The organism is Actinoallomurus sp. NBC_01490 (assembly GCF_036227085.1).
Taxonomy (GTDB): domain Bacteria; phylum Actinomycetota; class Actinomycetes; order Streptosporangiales; family Streptosporangiaceae; genus Actinoallomurus; species Actinoallomurus oryzae.
On the sequence record NZ_CP109433.1, the window covers coordinates 9,786,054 to 9,803,166 of the forward strand.

The window sequence follows — 17,113 nt, forward strand, 5'->3', positions numbered from 1 at the left end:
AATTTCCGGAAGGAGCCACCATCGCATGCGCATGCCCATCCTCCCGCCCGAACTGGCCTACCTCCGCGCGATCCTCGCTCACTGGCGTCGCCGCGCAAACGACCGCGGCAGCATCACGCTGGAGTGGATGGTCATCATCGGCATCCTGTTCGCCGCTGCCATCTGGGCTGCCACCAAGATCGTCTCCGCCATCCACAGCCACGCCAACCAGGTCCAATAGAACGGAGGCACACCGACCATGCGCAGGCGCGACACGGGCAGCATCACACTCGAAATCGTCATTGCCTTCCCGGTCGCCATGCTCGGCGTGCTCCTCACCATCAACGCCGCGCTGTGGTACCACGCCCGCAACATCGCCCTGGCCGCCGCGCAAGAAGGCGTCCGCACCGGCCGCGCCTACCATGCCAACCCCGCCCAAGGAGCCACCACCGCTATCACCTTCGCCCGGACCTCCGGCCGCGGCCTCCTTCTCGGCCCCTCCGCCGACACCCATGGCAGTACCCCGACCACCGTCGTGATCCATGTCCGTGGCCAGGCCGTCTCACTCGTCCCCGGCCTCCACCTGAACATCGACCAAGTCGCACGAGGGCCCGTCGAACGTTTCACCACAGAGACAGGAGGCCGGTAATGCCCGCGTACGCCTCCAAGCTCAAGTCATCGGCAGTAACTCAGACCAACGCTGGCCGTCCGGACCGTGGGTCGGTGACCCTCGAACTGGCGGTCCTGGCCCCCGCAGTGATTCTCGCGTTGCTGTTCATCATCGCCGCTGGCCGCCTTGCCCAAGCCCACCAAGCCGTCGAGGCCGCCGCCCGCGACGCAGCCCGCCAAGCCTCGATCGCCCGCGACCCCGCAACCGCTCGCGCCAACGCGCTCACCAGCGCCCAAGCCGCCCTGAGCCGCGAAGGGCTCAACTGCCCCGCCCAAGTCAGCATCGACACTTCCGGATTTTCCCAGCCCATCGGCCGATCCGGCACCGTCACCGCCCACGTCACCTGCACCGTCCACCTCGCTGACGTCGCCGTGGCCGGCGTACCGGACACCACGATCAGGGCAAGCTTCGCCAGCCCGATCGATCCTTACCGCACAAGAACTCTCGGGCTCGGTGGTCCACACCCGCTCGGCTCCGCAGCGAGGAGCACACAATGACCGCCCTGACGCTCATCCGCCCAACAGCCAGCCATGACTCCGCTGACGCCAGCAGCGGTTCACCGGACTGGTCTCGCGTGGGCGCTTCGCTGCTGGCTGACCTGTCCCGCAACGAGTTCGGTGTTCATCGTGCTGATCGCCGTCGCGGTGCATCACTTGACGACTCCGTGTACCACGGTTGGTACAGATCGGATGGCCGCGCTGCCGTTATCGTCGAAGACCGGCCTGGCATCTACCGGCCGCTGCCTCACCTCATGCGCCACTCATCGGCGGGAATGGCCTGGGGATACAACGGCAATGGGCCTCGCGATCTGTCTCGAAGCCTACTCGCTGATGCTCTGGGCGGCCTCGCCATCTGCCACGCATGCGCTGGGCCCACAGCCTGTCTCAACGACAGCCGGCCACAGCACCTCGCATCGGATCCCCCGGCTGCCACCGCCGCGAAATGGCGAACTCCGGCCTGCCCGAATCATTGTGACGCTGGGATACTTCCCCTGCCCTACCTGCGCTTCACCGAGCAGGTTGTGGCTACCCACCTGCGCTACGGCAAAGCGTGGTCATTGCGACGGATCGACGTTCTCCGATGGTTGGCGAACCCACAGCCTCCCGCGCCATCGGGGTTCACATCGCCGGAACCTGCTCCACAATCTGAAGCACGCACATGCAGCCGACGCACACGCCCAGCACGGTCACGATCTTCAGGACGACGACGGTGACACGCCCTCGTCATATGACACGAGGCCTGTACACCAGGCGACGATCGTTTCGTACCCATAGCGCAGCCAACTCCTCAAGACAAGCTGCCAGGACCGACGTGGACGGGACGCATGTGACCGATCGAGGGTCGATCACCTTGCTGCTGATCGTCTTTTTCATCGCATTGCTGGCCGCCGCTGGCCTCGTCATCGACGGTGGCGCCAAGCTCCGGGCGGCCCGCCAAGCCTCCGCTGTCGCTGAAGAAGCCGCCCGTGCTGGCGCGGGCGAGATCGACCGCTCCCGCGCCTACGCCCATGGCGGGCAATTTGTCATCGACCGTCAGGCCGCCACCAACGCTGCGCGCTCCTACCTCGCTCACAGCGGCAATGCCGGAACCGTCAGCGTGATCGGGACGCAGACTATACGCGTCACCGTCACTATCAGCCAACCGACCATGCTGCTCCCCGCTATCGGCATCGACCAAATCCACGTGACGAAAACTGCCACCGCCGACCTAATACAGGGAGTCACAGCACCAGGCCGATGACGCGCGATAAACGCCAGCCCAGCCTTCGCTCTGACTGCATGGCTACGCAGGCGAGGGCGGGGCTGTGTAGTGAGCGACCCCGTCAGCACATTGACTTCGTCGATGATGAGATGGTGTGACGGTTCGGTTGTGCAGGCGGCGTTTTACCACAAAAATCCTCCAGGTTGGCGACACGTTCCGACACCTCGGCCTGCACCAGCCACGGCGCCTGCTCGCCCATCGGAGCCCCAGCAATCTGACGGCATCGTGCACGGTGCGCCGGCCTGGAGCAACGCATGGACCCGCTTGGCCCCCTGCGCAGATCGCAGGCGCCGGAGAAACTCCAGCCGGATCGACGTGGCGTACGTCGCCAACAGATGTGGAGAAGGGCCTGTCACGACCAGCACCCTAACGCCACGTCCCTGCACTGGCCTGGGCGCGGTATTGGCTGAGATCGTTCATCTGCTCGGTGAGTCATCGATCCTCAACTGGCCGAGTGTGTATGAAGGTATGCGCATCGCCTCCACCAGCGTTTCGAGCTCAGTCCGCTGGGCCGCGGTGATCGTGCTTTCGTTGTTCCGCAGACTGGCGATGAGGATGTCGATCGCCTCGTCCCATGCGCCGCCATCAATGGCGCTACGAATAGCGTTCAGTTGCGTGGGAGTGAGCTGGCTCTCGAATTGGCCAGGGAGCGCGTTTACACGCTGCGCCATCTTATGGGCGTCCATTAATACCTCCAGGGATTTTGTTTGACGCCGATACCACCCGGCTCAGGCCAGGCCGTGCGTATCGGACCGCCGGGTTCAATGATTATCGTAATATCCACGAGATCACGTTTACCTTGTGCGCGCCAGCGGCCGTTCTCTTGCATCGTGACGATGTCAGGGTGGCGCGCGACATCCAGGATATTTCTAACGATGGTGTCATCGTCCCACCAGGCAGGGAACTCGCATTTGCCGGGTGTTCCTGTTCCGGCTCGGTGGCCTCCACGGAAACCGGGTTCACCGTCCAGGATATGTGCGCGTCGGTCGCCGGTGAGGTGGATCGTATCAACATCCGGCCTTTTGGGATCATCGATGACTCCGGGTCGGTCCCAGCCATACGAAAGCCCGTCAGATTCATCTGATCCTTCCGAACGGTCTTTCTCGGTATCGGCGCTTCGCTGGGCGGCTGGGGTGTCGTCCGCTTCCTCCTTTTCGATGCTGATTGCGGGGCTGTCGCGTTGACCAGTGTTCTCGTTGGCGCTTCGCGCGGCCTCGCGGCTGGCGGCGCGAGAGCGATGGTATGGTTCGGTCCCCGGTTGATCGGCTGGTATGTGGCAATCGATGCGAGGAGGGTGCGCCACAGGTTTGTCAGTGATCTCGTCTGCAGCATCGACCGGCATAGCGTTTTTTCCTATGGAGTATTCGGACGGATTATCGGTACAGAATCGGGACAATGGCGTGAATGGCTATGACATGTCGGCCTGGAATGGCATGTTTCCTCCGCACTGATCACTGGCCTGCTGATTTTCACGCGTGGTTTCCTCTGCTTCGGCACCGGAGTCCAGCCCGGATACGGCAGCAGCCGATCGAGGGGGCGTGTAGTAGCCAAGGAGGCTGTCGATGTTGCCGAGGTCGGCCGCGGCTTCGGTGAGGCGCGTCGTGAAGTCGTCGTCGCCGCGCCGGGCGCTCACCGCGGTCTCGATCGCCGATGGGGCGACCGTGCCCCACAGCGTCGCTTCGCGGGCGGCGTGGTCGCGCTGGTCGCGGTCCCACCATCGCGACACGTGCCCCAGTTGCTCGGCGGCGTCGCCGCCCGGGACGGCCCGTCCGTAGCGGCGTTCCCACTCCGCGCTGTGCGGGTGGCGAGGGGCGTCGGGCGTACGGCGGTGGGTGGTCTGGAGTTCTTCCAGCACCAGGCACCACCGGTACGGGACGGTGAACCATTCGGGCTCCTCGCCGGTGCAGACGTTCCCGCCGTCCAGGCGGCCGCGCAACGTCGCGACGAGGTGGTCGGCCAGCTTTCCGGGGTCGGAGCGCGCGGCGATGGCCGAGGCGCGTGCGGCGACGGCGCCGTCGACCGCGTGCGAGAGCGCGCAGTCGCGGAGCCGTCCCGGCAGTGCCCGCAGCGCCTCGATGGTCGCGGGTTCGGGGACGGGAGAGCCCCAGCCGGACAGGTGCGCCGCCGTGGCGAACTCGGCCCAGAGCACCACCTGCGGGTGGTCGGCGAGAACCCGCTGGGCGGTGCGCATGTCCCGCAGCGTGCACGGCGAGGCGTGGCAGTCGGCGCCGCACGTGGTGCTGCGCGGGTCGACCAGCACGCCTGGGGAGGTGGTGCGGGCGGCGCGGGTGTTCTCGACGGCGGTGCCGTCGGGCATCCGGGCCAGGTGGGGGTAGTCCATGCCGTCGGTGAACACGGCGCCTTCACCGGGGCGCAGCGTGACCAGGAACTGGCTCTGGGCGTCGGTGATGTTCATCGTCGCGCCGACCGCGTCCCGGTCGTCCTTGGCGGGCAGCCGGTGCACGATCTTGACCGCGGTGTTCTTGATGACATCGGGCACGAGCTTGGAGGGGATCTGCTCGGCCACGATCAGGCCCTCGCCGTACGCGCGGATCTCGGCCAGCAGGCCGGCGAACATCTCCACCGCGTGCGCCGCCGGGCCACTCTCCTCGCTCTTGCGGAGCAGGCGGTGCGCCTCTTCGAACACGCTCAGATGGGTGAGGCCGCTCGCGGCGCCCTTGATGCGTTGCCGCATCCGCAGGTACTCGACCAGGCGCACCAGGACCGTGCCCATCAGGAACGCCTTGTCGCGGTCGTCGCCGACGTCCTCGATCTCGAACACGACGTCGCGGGCCAGCAGCCGTTCGAAGTCGATGGGGTGGCCGCCCTCGAAGAACCTCCCCGTCGTGCCGAGCCGGAGGCTGGACAGCCGGACGCGGATGAACCCACGGACGTTGTCGGTGATCTCCTTGCCGTACCCGATCTCGGTGACGACCTGCTCGGCGGCGGCCTGGAGGTCCGCGAGCGTCGGATAGCGGGGCGCGGTGCCGGGGACGCGTGGCTCGCCGAGGGCCAGATCCCAGCCGAGCTGCTCATAGCAGCGGGTCAGCGCCGCGGACAGGACCTGCGGAAACGGCTCATCGGACTCGAACGCGGCCAGGAACAGCGCGCGTACGAGGTCGGCGTGGGTCTGGAGCGGGAACGCCCGCCCCTCGGCGTCCCGGGCGGGTTCGAGGGGGTTGATACCGGCGGCGATCGCGTCGACCTCGCCGGGCCGGATCGCGACCACCTCGGCGCCGGGCAGGCGCGCGGCCATCAGCCGATATTCGGCCTTGGCCGGTTCGAGCACCAGCCACGGCAGGCCCGCCGCGCTCGCCGACTCCAGCAGTCCCCGTACGGTCTGGGACTTGCCGGCGCCGGTCGCTCCGCACACGAACGTGTGCCGGTTCAGGCTCTCCAGCGGCACCGACAGCGGCCCGACGTCCGTACGGTTGCGGTCCAGCACGCGCCCCAGGGGCACGCCTCCCGCCGCGACCTCCGGGGTGACGTCGAACTCCGGCCGTACGACGAACCTGACCCCGGGCACCTCACGCGCCGGCGGGCGGGCCAGCGCCGCGACCAGGCGGCTGGACGCCTCGAACGGCGACGCCGCTTTCGTGTCCTGGGGAGCGAGCGCGTACGGGAGCCCGTCGAGGTCCGCCGAGGCGCACACCAGCGCCGCGACGCGTTCGGCGGCCTCCGGGCCGGTGCCGCCGGCGAGCAGGCTCACCCGCCACAGCCCGCTGCTGGCCGCCTGACGCAACTCCCGGTGCCGGCGTTCGAGCCGCTGCGCCTGCACGGCGTTCTCGGGCGACCGCTCGGCCATCGACTGAGCGGTGTACGCCCGGTCGGCGATCTCGTCGGCGAGCCGGCCGGTCTCCGCGGCGTCGACGGGCTCGGCGAAAAGCAACCACGCGAACGGTTCCGTCCACACCGACAGCAGGCAGTCCTCCAGCGACGGCCGCGTCATCGGACCCGCGGTGTCCGTCTGATCGTCGATGAGCAGGCCGTCGGTGATCCCGCCGATCCGCGTCCAGTACGGCAGCTCGTTCATCACGTCGGCGACCGCGCCCGGCCGCAGGATCCGGCCACGCCCGCCGGCAGGCAGGCTCAGCACCGCCGCGCCGACGTCGTCCCCGGTGATGAGCGCCCGGCCGCCGACGTAGACCTCCACCGGACCCGCGGCCTGCGCGCGCCGCCAGCCGATCATCACCGGCTCGCCGCCATGGCACGCCGACACCAGCGCGGCCAGCCGCTGGTCCCGCCACTCGTCCCGGCCCGCAGGCTCTGCCTCGTCCGTCAGCGGGCGTCGCGGAGCTTCCGTCACCCGGCACGCGGGAACGTCTCGCACGACCTCCCATACCGGTTCCGCTGTCGGCTCACTCATGACGCGGTACCGGCTGGCCATCGCGGGCCGGTTCGGGGACGGGCGCGGGCCCGGTTCGGTAGCCCGGCGGTGGGCCGGGCGCGTACGGCAGTGGCGGGCGAGGCGGTTCGGCGCCAGTTGGTCTGGCCCATCGCGGCGGGGGCGGTACGGAGAGCGGTCCGCCTTCCGGTCGCTGGCTCCAACCCTGCGCGTGCGGTGGGAGTGGGGGATGTGGGGTGGTGGCGACTCGGTCGAGGGTGACGATGGCCGGGTCGCATTCGATCGGGGTGATGTTGCGGCCGCCTTCGGGCCGGGTCTCGATCAGCAGGAGGGCGTGGTCGGGCAGATGTTGCAGGGTGACCGGTTCGACCGCGTACTCATACACCCGTTGGGTGGTGTCGGCGTCGCTCCAGTTGGTGGTGAGCACGTAGGCGTAAGCGCTGGACCAGTTCCGGGACAGCGAGCGGCCCTCGGCGTGGGTGTCGGTGCGGCTGGTGCCGCCGCCGCGGCTGCGGGCGGTTCCGGTGTTGGTGGACCGGTCGCCGAACAGGCCGAGCGGACCGCCGCCGGATCGAGTGGCTCCGGAGGAGCGGGTGGTGCCGTGGTTGGTCGAGGTGCCGATCGAGGTGGACCAGTTGGTGGTGTCGGTATCGGCGATGCCCTGGGTGTCGGTGTCGGTGTGGGACTCGCTGCCGCCGAGGTTCTTGGTGATCTGGGACAGCACGAACTTGTGATCCCGTCCGATGAAGTCGGCGGCGCGGGTGGCGTCCTGGTGGTTCCCCAGGCGCATGAACGCGACCGCGCCGCCGCCGATCATCTCCTGGCCGGTCTCGCGCAGGCGCCGGTACAGCAGGGTCACCGGGACGCCGCGGCGTTCGCAGGCGTCCGAAAGGCGTTCGAGGTGACGGCGGGCGAGTTCGTCGGCGCCGGCCACCACCACGGACGGGCGATCCTCGTTGCTGGCGGTGATGCGGTGGATGAGCCATTGCACGATCAGGTCGGTGAGCAATTCCGAACGGGCGTTGCGGGCCTGGCTGTCCAGCGTGATGCAGGTCAGCTGGCTGGTCGGGCGGTCGGTGTCGTGGTCGGTGCCCAGGTGGCGCAGCGGGGTCAGGTAGGACTCGATCCGTGCCAGGCTCGCGTGCGCGTGGCGCCGGTATTCCACGCTGAACAACTCATGTGCGATCCGGCGCCGCTCGGTGGGGTCCAGGACCGGGGCGGTGCGCGGCTCACCCATCAACAACCCCACCGCCGCCACGATCCGGGCCAGGCTCACGTTCGCCCCGAGCGCGTCCACGATCTTGGTGAGGATCAGGTCGTCCATGCTGCGTTCGGCGCGGGTGTCCTCTGGGCTGCCGCCGTACATCGACTCCACGACCGCATCGACCAGTTCGCGCTGGTCCAGTCCCGTCAGCAGCGAGGATGTGGCGAGCTGGGCCGGGAGCGCCTGGACATCGACGCAGATACCCGCCTCGCGGGCGAGGATCGCCAGCTCTGCGCACACGCGTTCCCGCGACAGATCCAGCACCAGGAGGGGCCCCGCCGTGAGCGCTGAGGTGCCGTAGATGCTGAGCAGCGCCTCCCAGCCCCACAGCGTGCCGCCGAACACCTCCAGCCGCCGGCCCGGCGGGCGCGGCACCGACCCCCACTCCGGTCGCGTGTTCGCGGCGGCGCGCTCGTGCGCCTCGTGCCGGTTTTTCCGTGCGCGCCAGTCCCGCAGCGCGGTCTGGTATGCCCGGTCGGCGTCGATGCGGTGCTGGTGCCATGCCTCGCGGGCGCGCCGCCGTTCCGCTGTCGCGATCGCCGCCGGTGTCCCGCCGAGCCCGGCCACGATCAGCGCCAGCACAAACGACCCGAGCGGGAGCGGGGTCCGGCCCAGGACGTAGTCGGTGGCCGAGCAGGCGGAAAACAAGCCTAGGATGCCCGCTGCGATCGCGCTCGCCGGCAGGGTCCGGTTCAAATGCCGCGCTGCCTCGGCCTCGGCCGCGCTGACCCGCTGCTCCAGGTCGGCTCGCATCGGCGGCCGGGCCGGCTCCGGCTCGCGGAAGGGCGTGTAGGACAGCCAGCGGTCGCGGAACAGCCAGCCCAGCCGCGGGCCGGGAGCGAACAATAGCCCGCGCCGCTCCAGCAGCGCCTGGATTTGTGATGGCCCGGTCATCATCGAGGTAACGAATTCCATCTAATCGGTGAACTGATAAACCACGGCGAACAGAAGCAAACAGAACCCGCCGGCGTCTCGTGCCCAGCCGTTGTCAGTGGCGAGGCCGTAGAAGAACGTCAGCATCGAGATCCCGAACCCGGCCAGGGCGATGCGTCCCAGCCAACGACGGTGTCTCCACCATCGGCGGACCGGTCTTTGGGGAGATGCGGGCGGCGAGTCCGCGCTTTTCACCAACGCCTCCAATTTAGGCTCGGCGGATATCACAGAAAGACTTGTTTTGGTGGACCTGCCGCGGCGAAGCGATGCCCACGGCAGGTCCACCCGCGGCGGCGGGCGCCGGCCGGGGCCGCTATCGCGTCGGGTGTGGATCGCCGCCGACCGCGAGGGTTTCCCCAGGCCGTGATCCGATGGGGTTGGCGGACAGATAGTCGGCCAGCGGCGCCTGTACGTGCGGGTCGCCGGCAGCGACGATGCTGAGCCGGCCGAGGTTGATGTGGCGGCGGAATGCGGTGGAGATGTCCTCGGGCGTCAACGTTTGGATGGCTTCGACGGTCCGGGTGGTGAAGTCGTCGCCGAGCCCGTGGATCGCCAGGTCACGGGTGTGAGCGGCGACGATGGATGCGCGCTCGTACAACAACGGCAGGCTGGAGCGGAGCTGGTCACCTGCGGTGCTGCACTCGGTGGTGTTGAACCCGTCCTGGTGCGCGGTGCACAGGATCTGCCGCAGGTCATCGAGGGCGTGGACGGTGGCGGCGGGATCAAACGCTCCGTTGATGAGGAAGACCGAGTGGCTGGGCCTCAGCGGGTAGAGCGTGGCGGTGGTGGAGTAGGTATAGCCGCGGGCCTCACGAAGATGGGCGTCGAGGCGGCCGGTGAGCGGGGCGCCGAGGATGTGGGTGGCCACGGCGAGCGCCGGCCAGTCCGGATGCTGACGGCTGATGGTGGGGACAGCCAGCATCAGGTGGCACTGCACCGCGCCGGGGTGTCCGCCGAACTGGACGATCGGGCTCCGCTCCGCCGGCACTGACCGCGGGAACGGCGCATGCCCGCCTGGAGTACGCCAGGTGCCGAACGCGTCGGTGACCAGCGGCTCCAGGTCGATACCGGACAGGTCACCGGCGATGACGATGGTCACGCCCGCAGCGGTGAGGTGGTCGTGATGGAAGTCCGCCACATACTCAGGGCTCAGCTGCGCCAACGTCTCGGATGTGCCAGATGCGGGGCGGCCGGCACGCTCACTCGGAGAGAACACAGATCCGGCGAGCCGCCGCGCGGCATAGCCGGCCGGGTCGGTCAGCGTCAGCTGCGCGGTCAGCACCTGGATCTGCTGGGCGATGTCGGCGGGGTTGAGCTCGACCTCGCGCAAGGCGTGAGCGATGAGCTCGATGACCGGGGCGAGGTAGGCGACCGGGACCTGGCAGGCAAGATGCGGCCCGGTGTGATCGACGCCAGAGTCCCAGGTCGCGCCATAGGCGGCGAGCCGGCCGGTGAATCTCTCCAGGCTGCCATCGGCGAGTGAGGCGGCCATGACCGCCGCGATGCCCTCGGCACCGTCGGGCTCGGCACTCAGGTCGATGCCCAGGTGGATGTCGATCGCGGCGACCTGCTGACCGGGCAGGTGGACGGCACCGACGGTGAGGCCCTGGTCCAACCTGATCCACTCAGGGCGAGGCGCACGCCAGGCGGCCGGGGGCCTGACCTGCGGGCGGGGCGGCAGGGGCACAGTGATGGTCGTCATGAACGGTGTCCTCCGTATCAGAAATCTGCGGTGGCGGCGGGGGTGAAGCTGACGGTGGCGCGGCTGGCGGGACGCAGCCAGGTGTCGGTGACGCGCTGGACCTGCTCGACCTCGACGCTGCGGATGCGGTCGATGTAGGTGCTGATCGCGGCAGGGTCGTCAAAGGCGGCAGCGAAGGACGCAAGGGCGTCGGCGCGTCCTTGCAGCGGCGCGAGACCGTCCAAAGCCTCGCGTTCGTAGCCGGAGCGCCAGCGGGCCAGTTCGTCGTCGTGCGGGCCCTCCTCCACCAGCCGGACCAGTTCCTCCAGCAACACCTCCTCCGCCACCAGCACCGCTTTGTCGGTCGACATGGCGGGGGTGCCAGGGATCAGGTGGGCCTGGACGATGCCGATGGACGTCGCCTGGCGCGGGTCGACGTCGGCCGCGATGGTGTGGGCGATGCCCTCGCCGGTGACCAGGCGGCGGAACACACGGCTGGCCGGCCCGCCCGCCAGGATCCGCAGCGCCGCGTGGGCGGCGAAGATATCGGCACTCGGGGCGACGCTGTTGGGCGGCAGCCGGAAACCCAAGGTCACCAGCGGGTACGGCAACGCGGCCACGGGCACGTCCGCGCGTGTGGGTCCGCTCATCGGCGCGAGCTGTTCGACCCCGGCAGGCGGGCACCAGTTCCCGGACGGGATAGGGGCGAGGTAGCGTTCGGCGGCGGCGAACGCGTGATCGGCCGTCACATCCCCGACCACGGCCAGGACCGCGTTACGGGGCTGGTAATGCCGGGCGAAGAAGGCTTCGATGTCCTGCGGGCCCGCCGCGTCCAGGTCCTCGACGGTCCCGATCGTCGGGTGCCGGTAGGGGTGTTCCTCGGGGAACAGGCTGGCCTGTAGCCGCTCGGTCAAGGGCCCGAACACCCCACCGAACCTTTGGCGCCGTTCCTGGTCGATGATCGCCCGGTGCTTGTCCAACGTGGCCGGAACGAGCCGGTCAGGCAACGTCGTGAGCCGGCGGGCCTCCAGCCATACCGCCAATTCAAGGGCACCGGCGGGGACCTGGCTGTGGTAGAGGGTGAAATCGGCGGTGGTGGCCCCATTGCAGACACCACCGTGGGCTTGGACCAGCCAGGGCTCGTCCGCGTCGTCGTGGGAGCTTTCGAACATGAGGTGCTCGACGAGATGCGCCAAACCGGTCTTACCGGGCGGTTCATCGGCGGAGCCCACGCGGTAGACCAGGCTGGTGGCCACGCTCGGGACCGTGCGGTCGGTGATGACCACGACACCGAGCCCGTTGTCCAGCTCATGATGCTCAATCGGATACATGATGGTGTTCCTTCACTGAGATTCCGACCTCACGAGGAGGTCCGGGGGTATGCGGGAGGGCGCGGAGGCGGCGACGCCGCGATCGCCTCCTTAAAGCTCATGGCCGGGCTAGCAGGTACCGCACGGACAGCGCGGAACCAGGAGGCGGAAAACCGCACATCGCATGGGACACGGCGGCGACCCGGCTCCTGCCATCCATCACCGGATCGACACGTCGCCTGCAGGGGCATGAGGCGTTCCCGGCGGCGCGAACATCGGGGAGATCGCCTTCTTCACATCCGGCCGTGATCGTCCTCCTTGTGCGCGTTTTCGGGGCTCGTCGAGGGTGCTGCCGTAAGGGCGCGGTGCGGTTCATGCGCCGGTGAACAGACGCATCGACGACACGATGGTGTCGAGCTGAAAACCCACTGCCTGGGCTATCGACACCGCCACCGGCCGGAATTCTTCTTCGGCCCCTCGGAGCCAGGCTGTGAGTTCGCGGTCCAACCGATCCCGTTCTTCGAGGAGTACCGGATGGCGCTCTGCTTCGAGTTGAATATCGATGTCTCGCAGCAGCATTCCCGCTGCTCGTGCCGACAGCTTGAATGGACTGTCGTGCGGGCTTGGCTCGTCGGGGTTTTGACGCAGCCACGCCGTGACACCGCTGATGATGGCAAGAGTGTCGTTAACAGCAGGTCCGAATGGGCTGGCCCGCACCTGATATCGCCTTATCCGGTCAAGGACATCGTGGAGGGTTTCCGCAGCGCGGTCCAAGGCCTCGGCTCTTTTCCGTGCGGGCAGAACTTGCGGTCGTGTCCGCCACATCGGCACCTCGGGAGCGATCCCGAGTCCTCCATGACGATGCGCGTACTGGATGCTGCTGGCGCCGCAGGGCCGCCGATCGGTGGCGGCGGCTCCGGGGACCGACCTGTCGGCCGGATCGAGAACGTAGACACCCGGGCCTGCTGATTCCAGGCCGACGGTATCGATAGAGGTACTTCCGACCGTGAAGCGCCATCGGCCGGCCGTCCGCGCCAGGAGATCGACCAGCCTGGCGTCTTTATTCGGGGTGATGTAGAACGCTCCCCCGGCCATACAATTGTGCAGCGACACCACTTCAAACAAACCCGGTTTGAAGCCGTCGATGATGCTCATCATCGTCTGCGTCTCAGGCAATGGAGCGTTGAATCCGGGGCAGGGGAATGTCCATTCTGGCTGGTCGGCGAGGGCGGCGCGGTATAGGCCGCGAAAGTAGGAATCCCAGGTTGGCGTTGCGTTGGCGGTGACCCACCTATCGTTCAGCATCGCCCCATCGGGGTCGCTGCTCGCGAGGATGTGCCAAGTGACGTCGGCTCGGAGTTCGGCCCGGGTAACCACCTGGTGGGCGAGAGCGAACGCCGTGGCTCTCCCCACGGGTTCGTCGTTATGCGGGTCCCCGATGACAAAGATCTCATACGGGCCGCCGCTGACCGACAACAACTCCAGCTCATTCCCCAATCGGGACTTTCCTGCCTTGGTAAGCCGGCAAAGCCTCGGGAAGCGGGTAGAGAAATCCCGTATGCGATCGTGCAGTTCCCGAACTGACGGAGGTCGGTTCCCGATGATGGCGGCGAGCTCTTGGCGTGAAAACGTGGGATCACCACCGCTGTTTGGCGGGTACTTCATTTCATCCTTTTCTGTGTCGGGGCGGGGTCGCTACTTTGCTGGCCGCCTCCACCTTGGAGGTAAAACGCCATGTACTGTTTATTGGCATTCCCGGTGGATGATCACGTCAATTCAGTATTCCGGCTCGGGGAGAAGTGTGGTTGCTGCCGAGAGTGGCGGTCGGCGGTGATTCGCAAGGACGTGTTCGCTGCCAGGACGTCGCCGCGCTCCCTCCGGCCGGGTGTTCCGCGGCGGCGGCCTTGCTAAGTCGCCCCGTCACCACATCCGAGATCGAAGACGTCCTGCATCCGGCATGTCCCCATCACCGGCTTCCGAGTGGGGAAGACCTTCTATTCCCGCCACGAGGTCGCGGTTTGGTGTGCTGCGAAACGATGGCGTGGACGGTGCCGTAAGACGAGCCGAGCCGGGTGGCGATCTGCCGGATGCTCAGCTTCTCCTCGTCGTACATGCGCACAACGCGCGCAACCATGTCCGGATCAGACGCGGTGCGCTGGCCCGTGTATGCGCCGACGTCGTGCTCGTTGGCCTTCGGACTCGTGTCCACGCCGACGTCGTGCTCGTCGGCCTTCGTCGGTATCTTCACCACGGTGTAACGCGTGGCCAGCCATCCGTTCGGCGGGGGGCTGAAGGGCTCCGACCTGTTCGTCGGGTATCGGGTTTCGCGCTTCAGATACCCGAATGCCTCCAGCCACCTCAGCGACCGGTACAGCATCTTCTCCGAGATCCCGAGTCTGCCAGCCAACTCGGCCCGGCTGATAATGCAGGAATTATCCTCGCCGGCACGCTCGGAAAGCTCCCTCATAACGGCGATCTCACGATCGTCCGGGGACCAGACCCGTCGTCGGTTTTCCATCCCTTACCTGTCCTTCAAACGCTCTTGATAGCCCAATGCGGGAAGATCTTTCACGTGGCGAATCGCGCACGCACCGACGGAAATTTCGTCGGCTATCGGCGTGTTTGGTTTCATGCGCACGGCCCGCAATCCATGCCTTACAGGCCCATAGACGTCATCATCGTTAGCTGTATTCGCGGAGAAGTGATAGATCAGCGCGGTCGAGCCTCAGGGTGAATGCGCCGCCATAATGGTCGCTGTGGGGGTTATCGACGCGGTGGTACTCGGTGATCGCCCGCGTCAGGGCGGCGGTTACGTGGGCCTGGTCGACGCGCACGAGCCCGGCTTTCCCGGTCGGATGTAGCAACGTCATGTCGCCGGTTCGCATCGCCATGTGGGCGGCCACATCGGTCAGGCCGCCGTCACGCAGGGTCTGGCCAACGAGCTCGTTCCCCACCCAGGCATCGGATTCGCTGGTACGCCTCAAGCACCGAGAGGCCCGGTTATAGGGCTGGACCTGCTCCCAGGGCGGCTGGCTCTCGCCGTCAATGAAGACCGGGCAGTGGTTGATGTCACCGCAAATCAGGCCCAGCCCACCGCAGCGGTAGACGCGGGCGCACAGCAGGGACGCCTCTTGCGCGGCGGTCAGCACAGAATACGGAGACAGATGCGTTCCGATCGCAACCAGCGTCAGTTCTTTGCGTTTTCCATCGATCGTCACTGCCACCTTGAACCGCGGGGCGGTGTAGCCGTGGTGGAGCTCATGCGCGTACGTGACGTCGCAGTCCTCGAACTCAAGGACACCATCACGCCGCCACGCGACCGCAGTATTCAGATTGCGGGTCGGACCGACCATCAGGTGCATCCCTAAGGCGATTTCGACCCGCTTGCGCTTAACCTCGTCAGCCAGCCACTCGACCTCGGTCAAGATGAGAAGATCCGGATCCTCCTCTTTAACGACTTCCACATGTCCGGGCCAGCGGCCCTCCACGTCGGCTCTAGCTTGAACGTTCTGGAACATGATCTTGATTGTGGTCATGGCGTTCCTTTAGAAGAATGGTTGTGTGGGCGTTGGTTACCGCGCTGCCGGAGTGGGGATGCTTGAAAGCCGCCCGGCCATGTGGTGCCGGGTTTCGGTGGTTCCTTCCTTGCCGACCGCTATCGCGCTCGCGTGGATCGCAGCCGGTGATAACGAGCGCCCGTGCTCACAGCGCGCCGACCGATTCCGCGGTACGTCTGTCGACGTCTGCTGCTGGCCCGTTCACCAGGCCACCCCGCTACCGAGCCTGCTCTTGATCTCCTGGGCTGCGGCAGCCGGCTCGCTCGCGGGGCCGATCGGCTCGGGCCCCAGCCAGAACCACCACCGGTGGTCGGCCGCAGGGTTGGTCCGGCAGGCGGCCGGGATCGCCGAACCCATGATGTACAGCAGGATCCTGCTCGTCCCCGGCACATCGAGGTACGAGGTGATGCCGGCATCTTTCAATGCGGCCTTGAGCGTGCCCAGTGCGCGGGTCATCGTGACCGATGGGCTTTGCTCAACCATGGCGGGTGAGGGGTCCTTTCCTATCGGCGATTGCGGGACTGACCAATGGCGCACTCGGCGGGAGCAGGGTTTCGGGTGTCATGTGACCGTCAGTAGAGCGGTGAGCTGGGGGAGGTTGATCTCGATGAACGGTGCCCGGTGGTCGCTGCCGATCCTGAGGAGCTGGTAGGACTCGACGGCGTCAGCGATCGGCGGGCAGGCGTAGAAGCGGTCGATTCGTCCACCACCGGCGGTCCCGGTCTCGGCCAGGTCTGGTGGCTGCCGGCGCTCAGCGGAGAGATGTGCCGCGACGTCGATGAGCTTGCCGCGGCCGGTGAGCAGATCATCGACGGTGTAGTTCGGCGTCAACGCGCCTGGGATGCCGTGACAGCGGGTCACCTGGAGATGGCCGGGGAGCTGGTCGAGTTCGATGGTCGTGATGGGTGGGCCGCCACGGGCGTAGCCGTTGAAGTCCCCGCCGACCAGCACCAGCCGCTGGCTTGCCAGGGCCGAGGCGAGGCTGTAGGCCTCTGATTCCTGGGCCGGTGCCGATCGGGCCGGCAGGTGCACGCTGCACAGATCAACGGGCCACGGCAGTCCGGGGACACCGAGCTCGACGCGGCACCAGGCGTGCCGGATTCCACCGAAATGCTCCCCGAGATAAGGGACGTCGTCGATGCGGAACCCGGCGCGGGTGTCGATGAACATCCCGGTGTGCAGGGCGGTGCGCGCACCGGGTACGACCGGGCCGAGCGCCGGCTCCATGCCCAACGCGTTCGCGGTCCGCCGCAGATGGCGCCCCAGCCGCACACCTGGATCGGGTGTGGTCAGCTCTTGGGAGAACACGATGTGCGGGCGTACCGACTGCAACACCTCGATGGTCGTCCGCCAGGGTGCGTCATCGCCGGACGGCGTGATCCCACCGTTGTTCCAGTTCACCGACGCCACCCGCATCGTGGCCGGTGGCCAGCTGGTACTCACCGGCCGGTGCCGATCTTCTCGCGGGTCCCAACGGTGACGCCGGGCAAGGGCATGGACGGAACGATCATGGCGATTTCCTGCTGGTCTCGGTAGGTCAGGGCGGTCGCGCGCACGTGCGAACGGGGTCTGGGCTCGGTGAGCTCGACCGAGCGTGGCTGTGAGAGCGGCGG

General features: G+C 67.4%; 17 protein-coding genes. 5 read left to right on the plus strand and 12 right to left on the minus strand.

Annotated elements, in window-relative coordinates:
• The first annotated feature begins 25 nt into the window (after positions 1-25).
• The 5 genes from OG417_RS44915 (at position 26) to OG417_RS44930 (ending at position 2,389) form a co-directional block, all read left to right on the plus strand.
• On the plus strand, positions 26-220 hold the full coding sequence (locus tag OG417_RS44915) for a hypothetical protein (protein ID WP_329242897.1): 195 nt from the start codon (positions 26-28) through the stop codon (positions 218-220).
• An 18-nt stretch (positions 221-238) separates the two neighbouring features.
• The gene (locus OG417_RS44920; protein ID WP_329242900.1) at positions 239-628 is read left to right on the plus strand and encodes a TadE family protein; all 390 of its coding nucleotides are present in this window, start codon (positions 239-241) and stop codon (positions 626-628) included.
• Between the two features lie 74 nt (positions 629-702).
• Complete coding sequence (locus OG417_RS44925; protein WP_329242902.1) at positions 703-1,146, plus strand: TadE/TadG family type IV pilus assembly protein; 444 nt, start codon at positions 703-705, stop codon at positions 1,144-1,146.
• Complete coding sequence (locus OG417_RS54660; RefSeq protein ID WP_442875615.1) at positions 1,143-1,862, plus strand: DUF6166 domain-containing protein; 720 nt, start codon at positions 1,143-1,145, stop codon at positions 1,860-1,862. Before OG417_RS44925 ends, OG417_RS54660 begins: the two co-directional genes overlap by 4 nt.
• 137 nt (positions 1,863-1,999) lie before the next feature.
• Entirely contained in the window at positions 2,000-2,389 is a 390-nt protein-coding gene (locus OG417_RS44930; protein WP_329242904.1) for a pilus assembly protein TadG-related protein, read from the plus strand.
• A gap of 82 nt (positions 2,390-2,471) precedes the next feature.
• Here OG417_RS44930 and OG417_RS44935 read toward each other — a convergent pair whose 3' ends face one another.
• From OG417_RS44935 to OG417_RS44990, 12 genes are all read right to left on the minus strand, one after another.
• Complete coding sequence (locus OG417_RS44935; protein WP_329242907.1) at positions 2,472-2,609, minus strand: hypothetical protein; 138 nt, start codon at positions 2,607-2,609, stop codon at positions 2,472-2,474.
• A 217-nt stretch (positions 2,610-2,826) separates the two neighbouring features.
• Entirely contained in the window at positions 2,827-3,096 is a 270-nt protein-coding gene (locus OG417_RS44940; protein WP_329242910.1) for a hypothetical protein, read from the minus strand.
• Positions 3,096-3,752, minus strand: a complete 657-nt coding sequence (locus tag OG417_RS44945; protein ID WP_329242912.1) for an EndoU domain-containing protein — start codon at positions 3,750-3,752, stop codon at positions 3,096-3,098. The genes OG417_RS44940 and OG417_RS44945 overlap by 1 nt, the downstream gene beginning before the upstream one ends.
• Before the next feature lie 66 nt (positions 3,753-3,818).
• The gene (locus OG417_RS44950) at positions 3,819-6,716 is read right to left on the minus strand and encodes an ATP-binding protein (protein ID WP_329242916.1); all 2,898 of its coding nucleotides are present in this window, start codon (positions 6,714-6,716) and stop codon (positions 3,819-3,821) included.
• Between the two features lie 52 nt (positions 6,717-6,768).
• Positions 6,769-8,934, minus strand: coding sequence for a hypothetical protein (locus OG417_RS44955; RefSeq protein ID WP_329242919.1), 2,166 nt, complete (start codon positions 8,932-8,934; stop codon positions 6,769-6,771).
• A gap of 331 nt (positions 8,935-9,265) precedes the next feature.
• On the minus strand, positions 9,266-10,654 hold the full coding sequence (locus OG417_RS44960) for a M16 family metallopeptidase (protein WP_329242922.1): 1,389 nt from the start codon (positions 10,652-10,654) through the stop codon (positions 9,266-9,268).
• A 17-nt stretch (positions 10,655-10,671) separates the two neighbouring features.
• Positions 10,672-11,964 (minus strand): M16 family metallopeptidase, encoded by a 1,293-nt coding sequence (locus OG417_RS44965; RefSeq protein WP_329242924.1) that lies wholly within the window; start codon positions 11,962-11,964, stop codon positions 10,672-10,674.
• A 351-nt stretch (positions 11,965-12,315) separates the two neighbouring features.
• Positions 12,316-13,608: a M14 family zinc carboxypeptidase gene (locus tag OG417_RS44970; RefSeq protein ID WP_329242927.1), complete on the minus strand. Its 1,293-nt coding sequence runs from the start codon at positions 13,606-13,608 to the stop codon at positions 12,316-12,318.
• 301 nt (positions 13,609-13,909) lie between these two features.
• A complete protein-coding gene (locus OG417_RS44975; protein WP_329242930.1) occupies positions 13,910-14,461 on the minus strand; it encodes a helix-turn-helix domain-containing protein in 552 nt (183 codons plus the stop codon).
• 163 nt (positions 14,462-14,624) lie between these two features.
• Positions 14,625-15,479 carry a hypothetical protein gene (locus OG417_RS44980; RefSeq protein WP_329242933.1) on the minus strand — a complete coding sequence of 285 codons (855 nt, stop codon included), beginning with the start codon at positions 15,477-15,479 and terminating at the stop codon, positions 14,625-14,627.
• A 222-nt stretch (positions 15,480-15,701) separates the two neighbouring features.
• A complete protein-coding gene (locus tag OG417_RS44985) occupies positions 15,702-15,956 on the minus strand; it encodes a hypothetical protein (RefSeq protein ID WP_329242935.1) in 255 nt (84 codons plus the stop codon).
• Positions 15,957-16,061: 105 nt separating this feature from the next.
• Complete coding sequence (locus tag OG417_RS44990; protein WP_329242938.1) at positions 16,062-16,943, minus strand: hypothetical protein; 882 nt, start codon at positions 16,941-16,943, stop codon at positions 16,062-16,064.
• Between the last annotated feature and the right edge of the window lie 170 nt (positions 16,944-17,113).

Excerpts from the sequence above, each read along its gene's own strand:
- OG417_RS44915 (WP_329242897.1), top strand. The coding sequence starts at position 26 with ATGCGCATGCCCATCCTCCCGCCCGAACTGGCCTACCTCCGCGCGATC.
- OG417_RS44920 (WP_329242900.1), top strand. The coding sequence starts at position 239 with ATGCGCAGGCGCGACACGGGCAGCATCACACTCGAAATCGTCATTGCC.
- OG417_RS54660 (WP_442875615.1), top strand. The coding sequence starts at position 1,143 with ATGACCGCCCTGACGCTCATCCGCCCAACAGCCAGCCATGACTCCGCT.
- OG417_RS44935 (WP_329242907.1), bottom strand. The coding sequence starts at position 2,609 with ATGGGCGAGCAGGCGCCGTGGCTGGTGCAGGCCGAGGTGTCGGAACGT.
- OG417_RS44940 (WP_329242910.1), bottom strand. The coding sequence starts at position 3,096 with ATGGACGCCCATAAGATGGCGCAGCGTGTAAACGCGCTCCCTGGCCAA.
- OG417_RS44945 (WP_329242912.1), bottom strand. The coding sequence starts at position 3,752 with ATGCCGGTCGATGCTGCAGACGAGATCACTGACAAACCTGTGGCGCAC.
- OG417_RS44955 (WP_329242919.1), bottom strand. The coding sequence starts at position 8,934 with ATGGAATTCGTTACCTCGATGATGACCGGGCCATCACAAATCCAGGCG.
- OG417_RS44960 (WP_329242922.1), bottom strand. The coding sequence starts at position 10,654 with ATGACGACCATCACTGTGCCCCTGCCGCCCCGCCCGCAGGTCAGGCCC.
- OG417_RS44965 (WP_329242924.1), bottom strand. The coding sequence starts at position 11,964 with ATGTATCCGATTGAGCATCATGAGCTGGACAACGGGCTCGGTGTCGTG.
- OG417_RS44970 (WP_329242927.1), bottom strand. The coding sequence starts at position 13,608 with ATGAAGTACCCGCCAAACAGCGGTGGTGATCCCACGTTTTCACGCCAA.
- OG417_RS44975 (WP_329242930.1), bottom strand. The coding sequence starts at position 14,461 with ATGGAAAACCGACGACGGGTCTGGTCCCCGGACGATCGTGAGATCGCC.
- OG417_RS44980 (WP_329242933.1), bottom strand. The coding sequence starts at position 15,479 with ATGACCACAATCAAGATCATGTTCCAGAACGTTCAAGCTAGAGCCGAC.
- OG417_RS44985 (WP_329242935.1), bottom strand. The coding sequence starts at position 15,956 with ATGACCCGCGCACTGGGCACGCTCAAGGCCGCATTGAAAGATGCCGGC.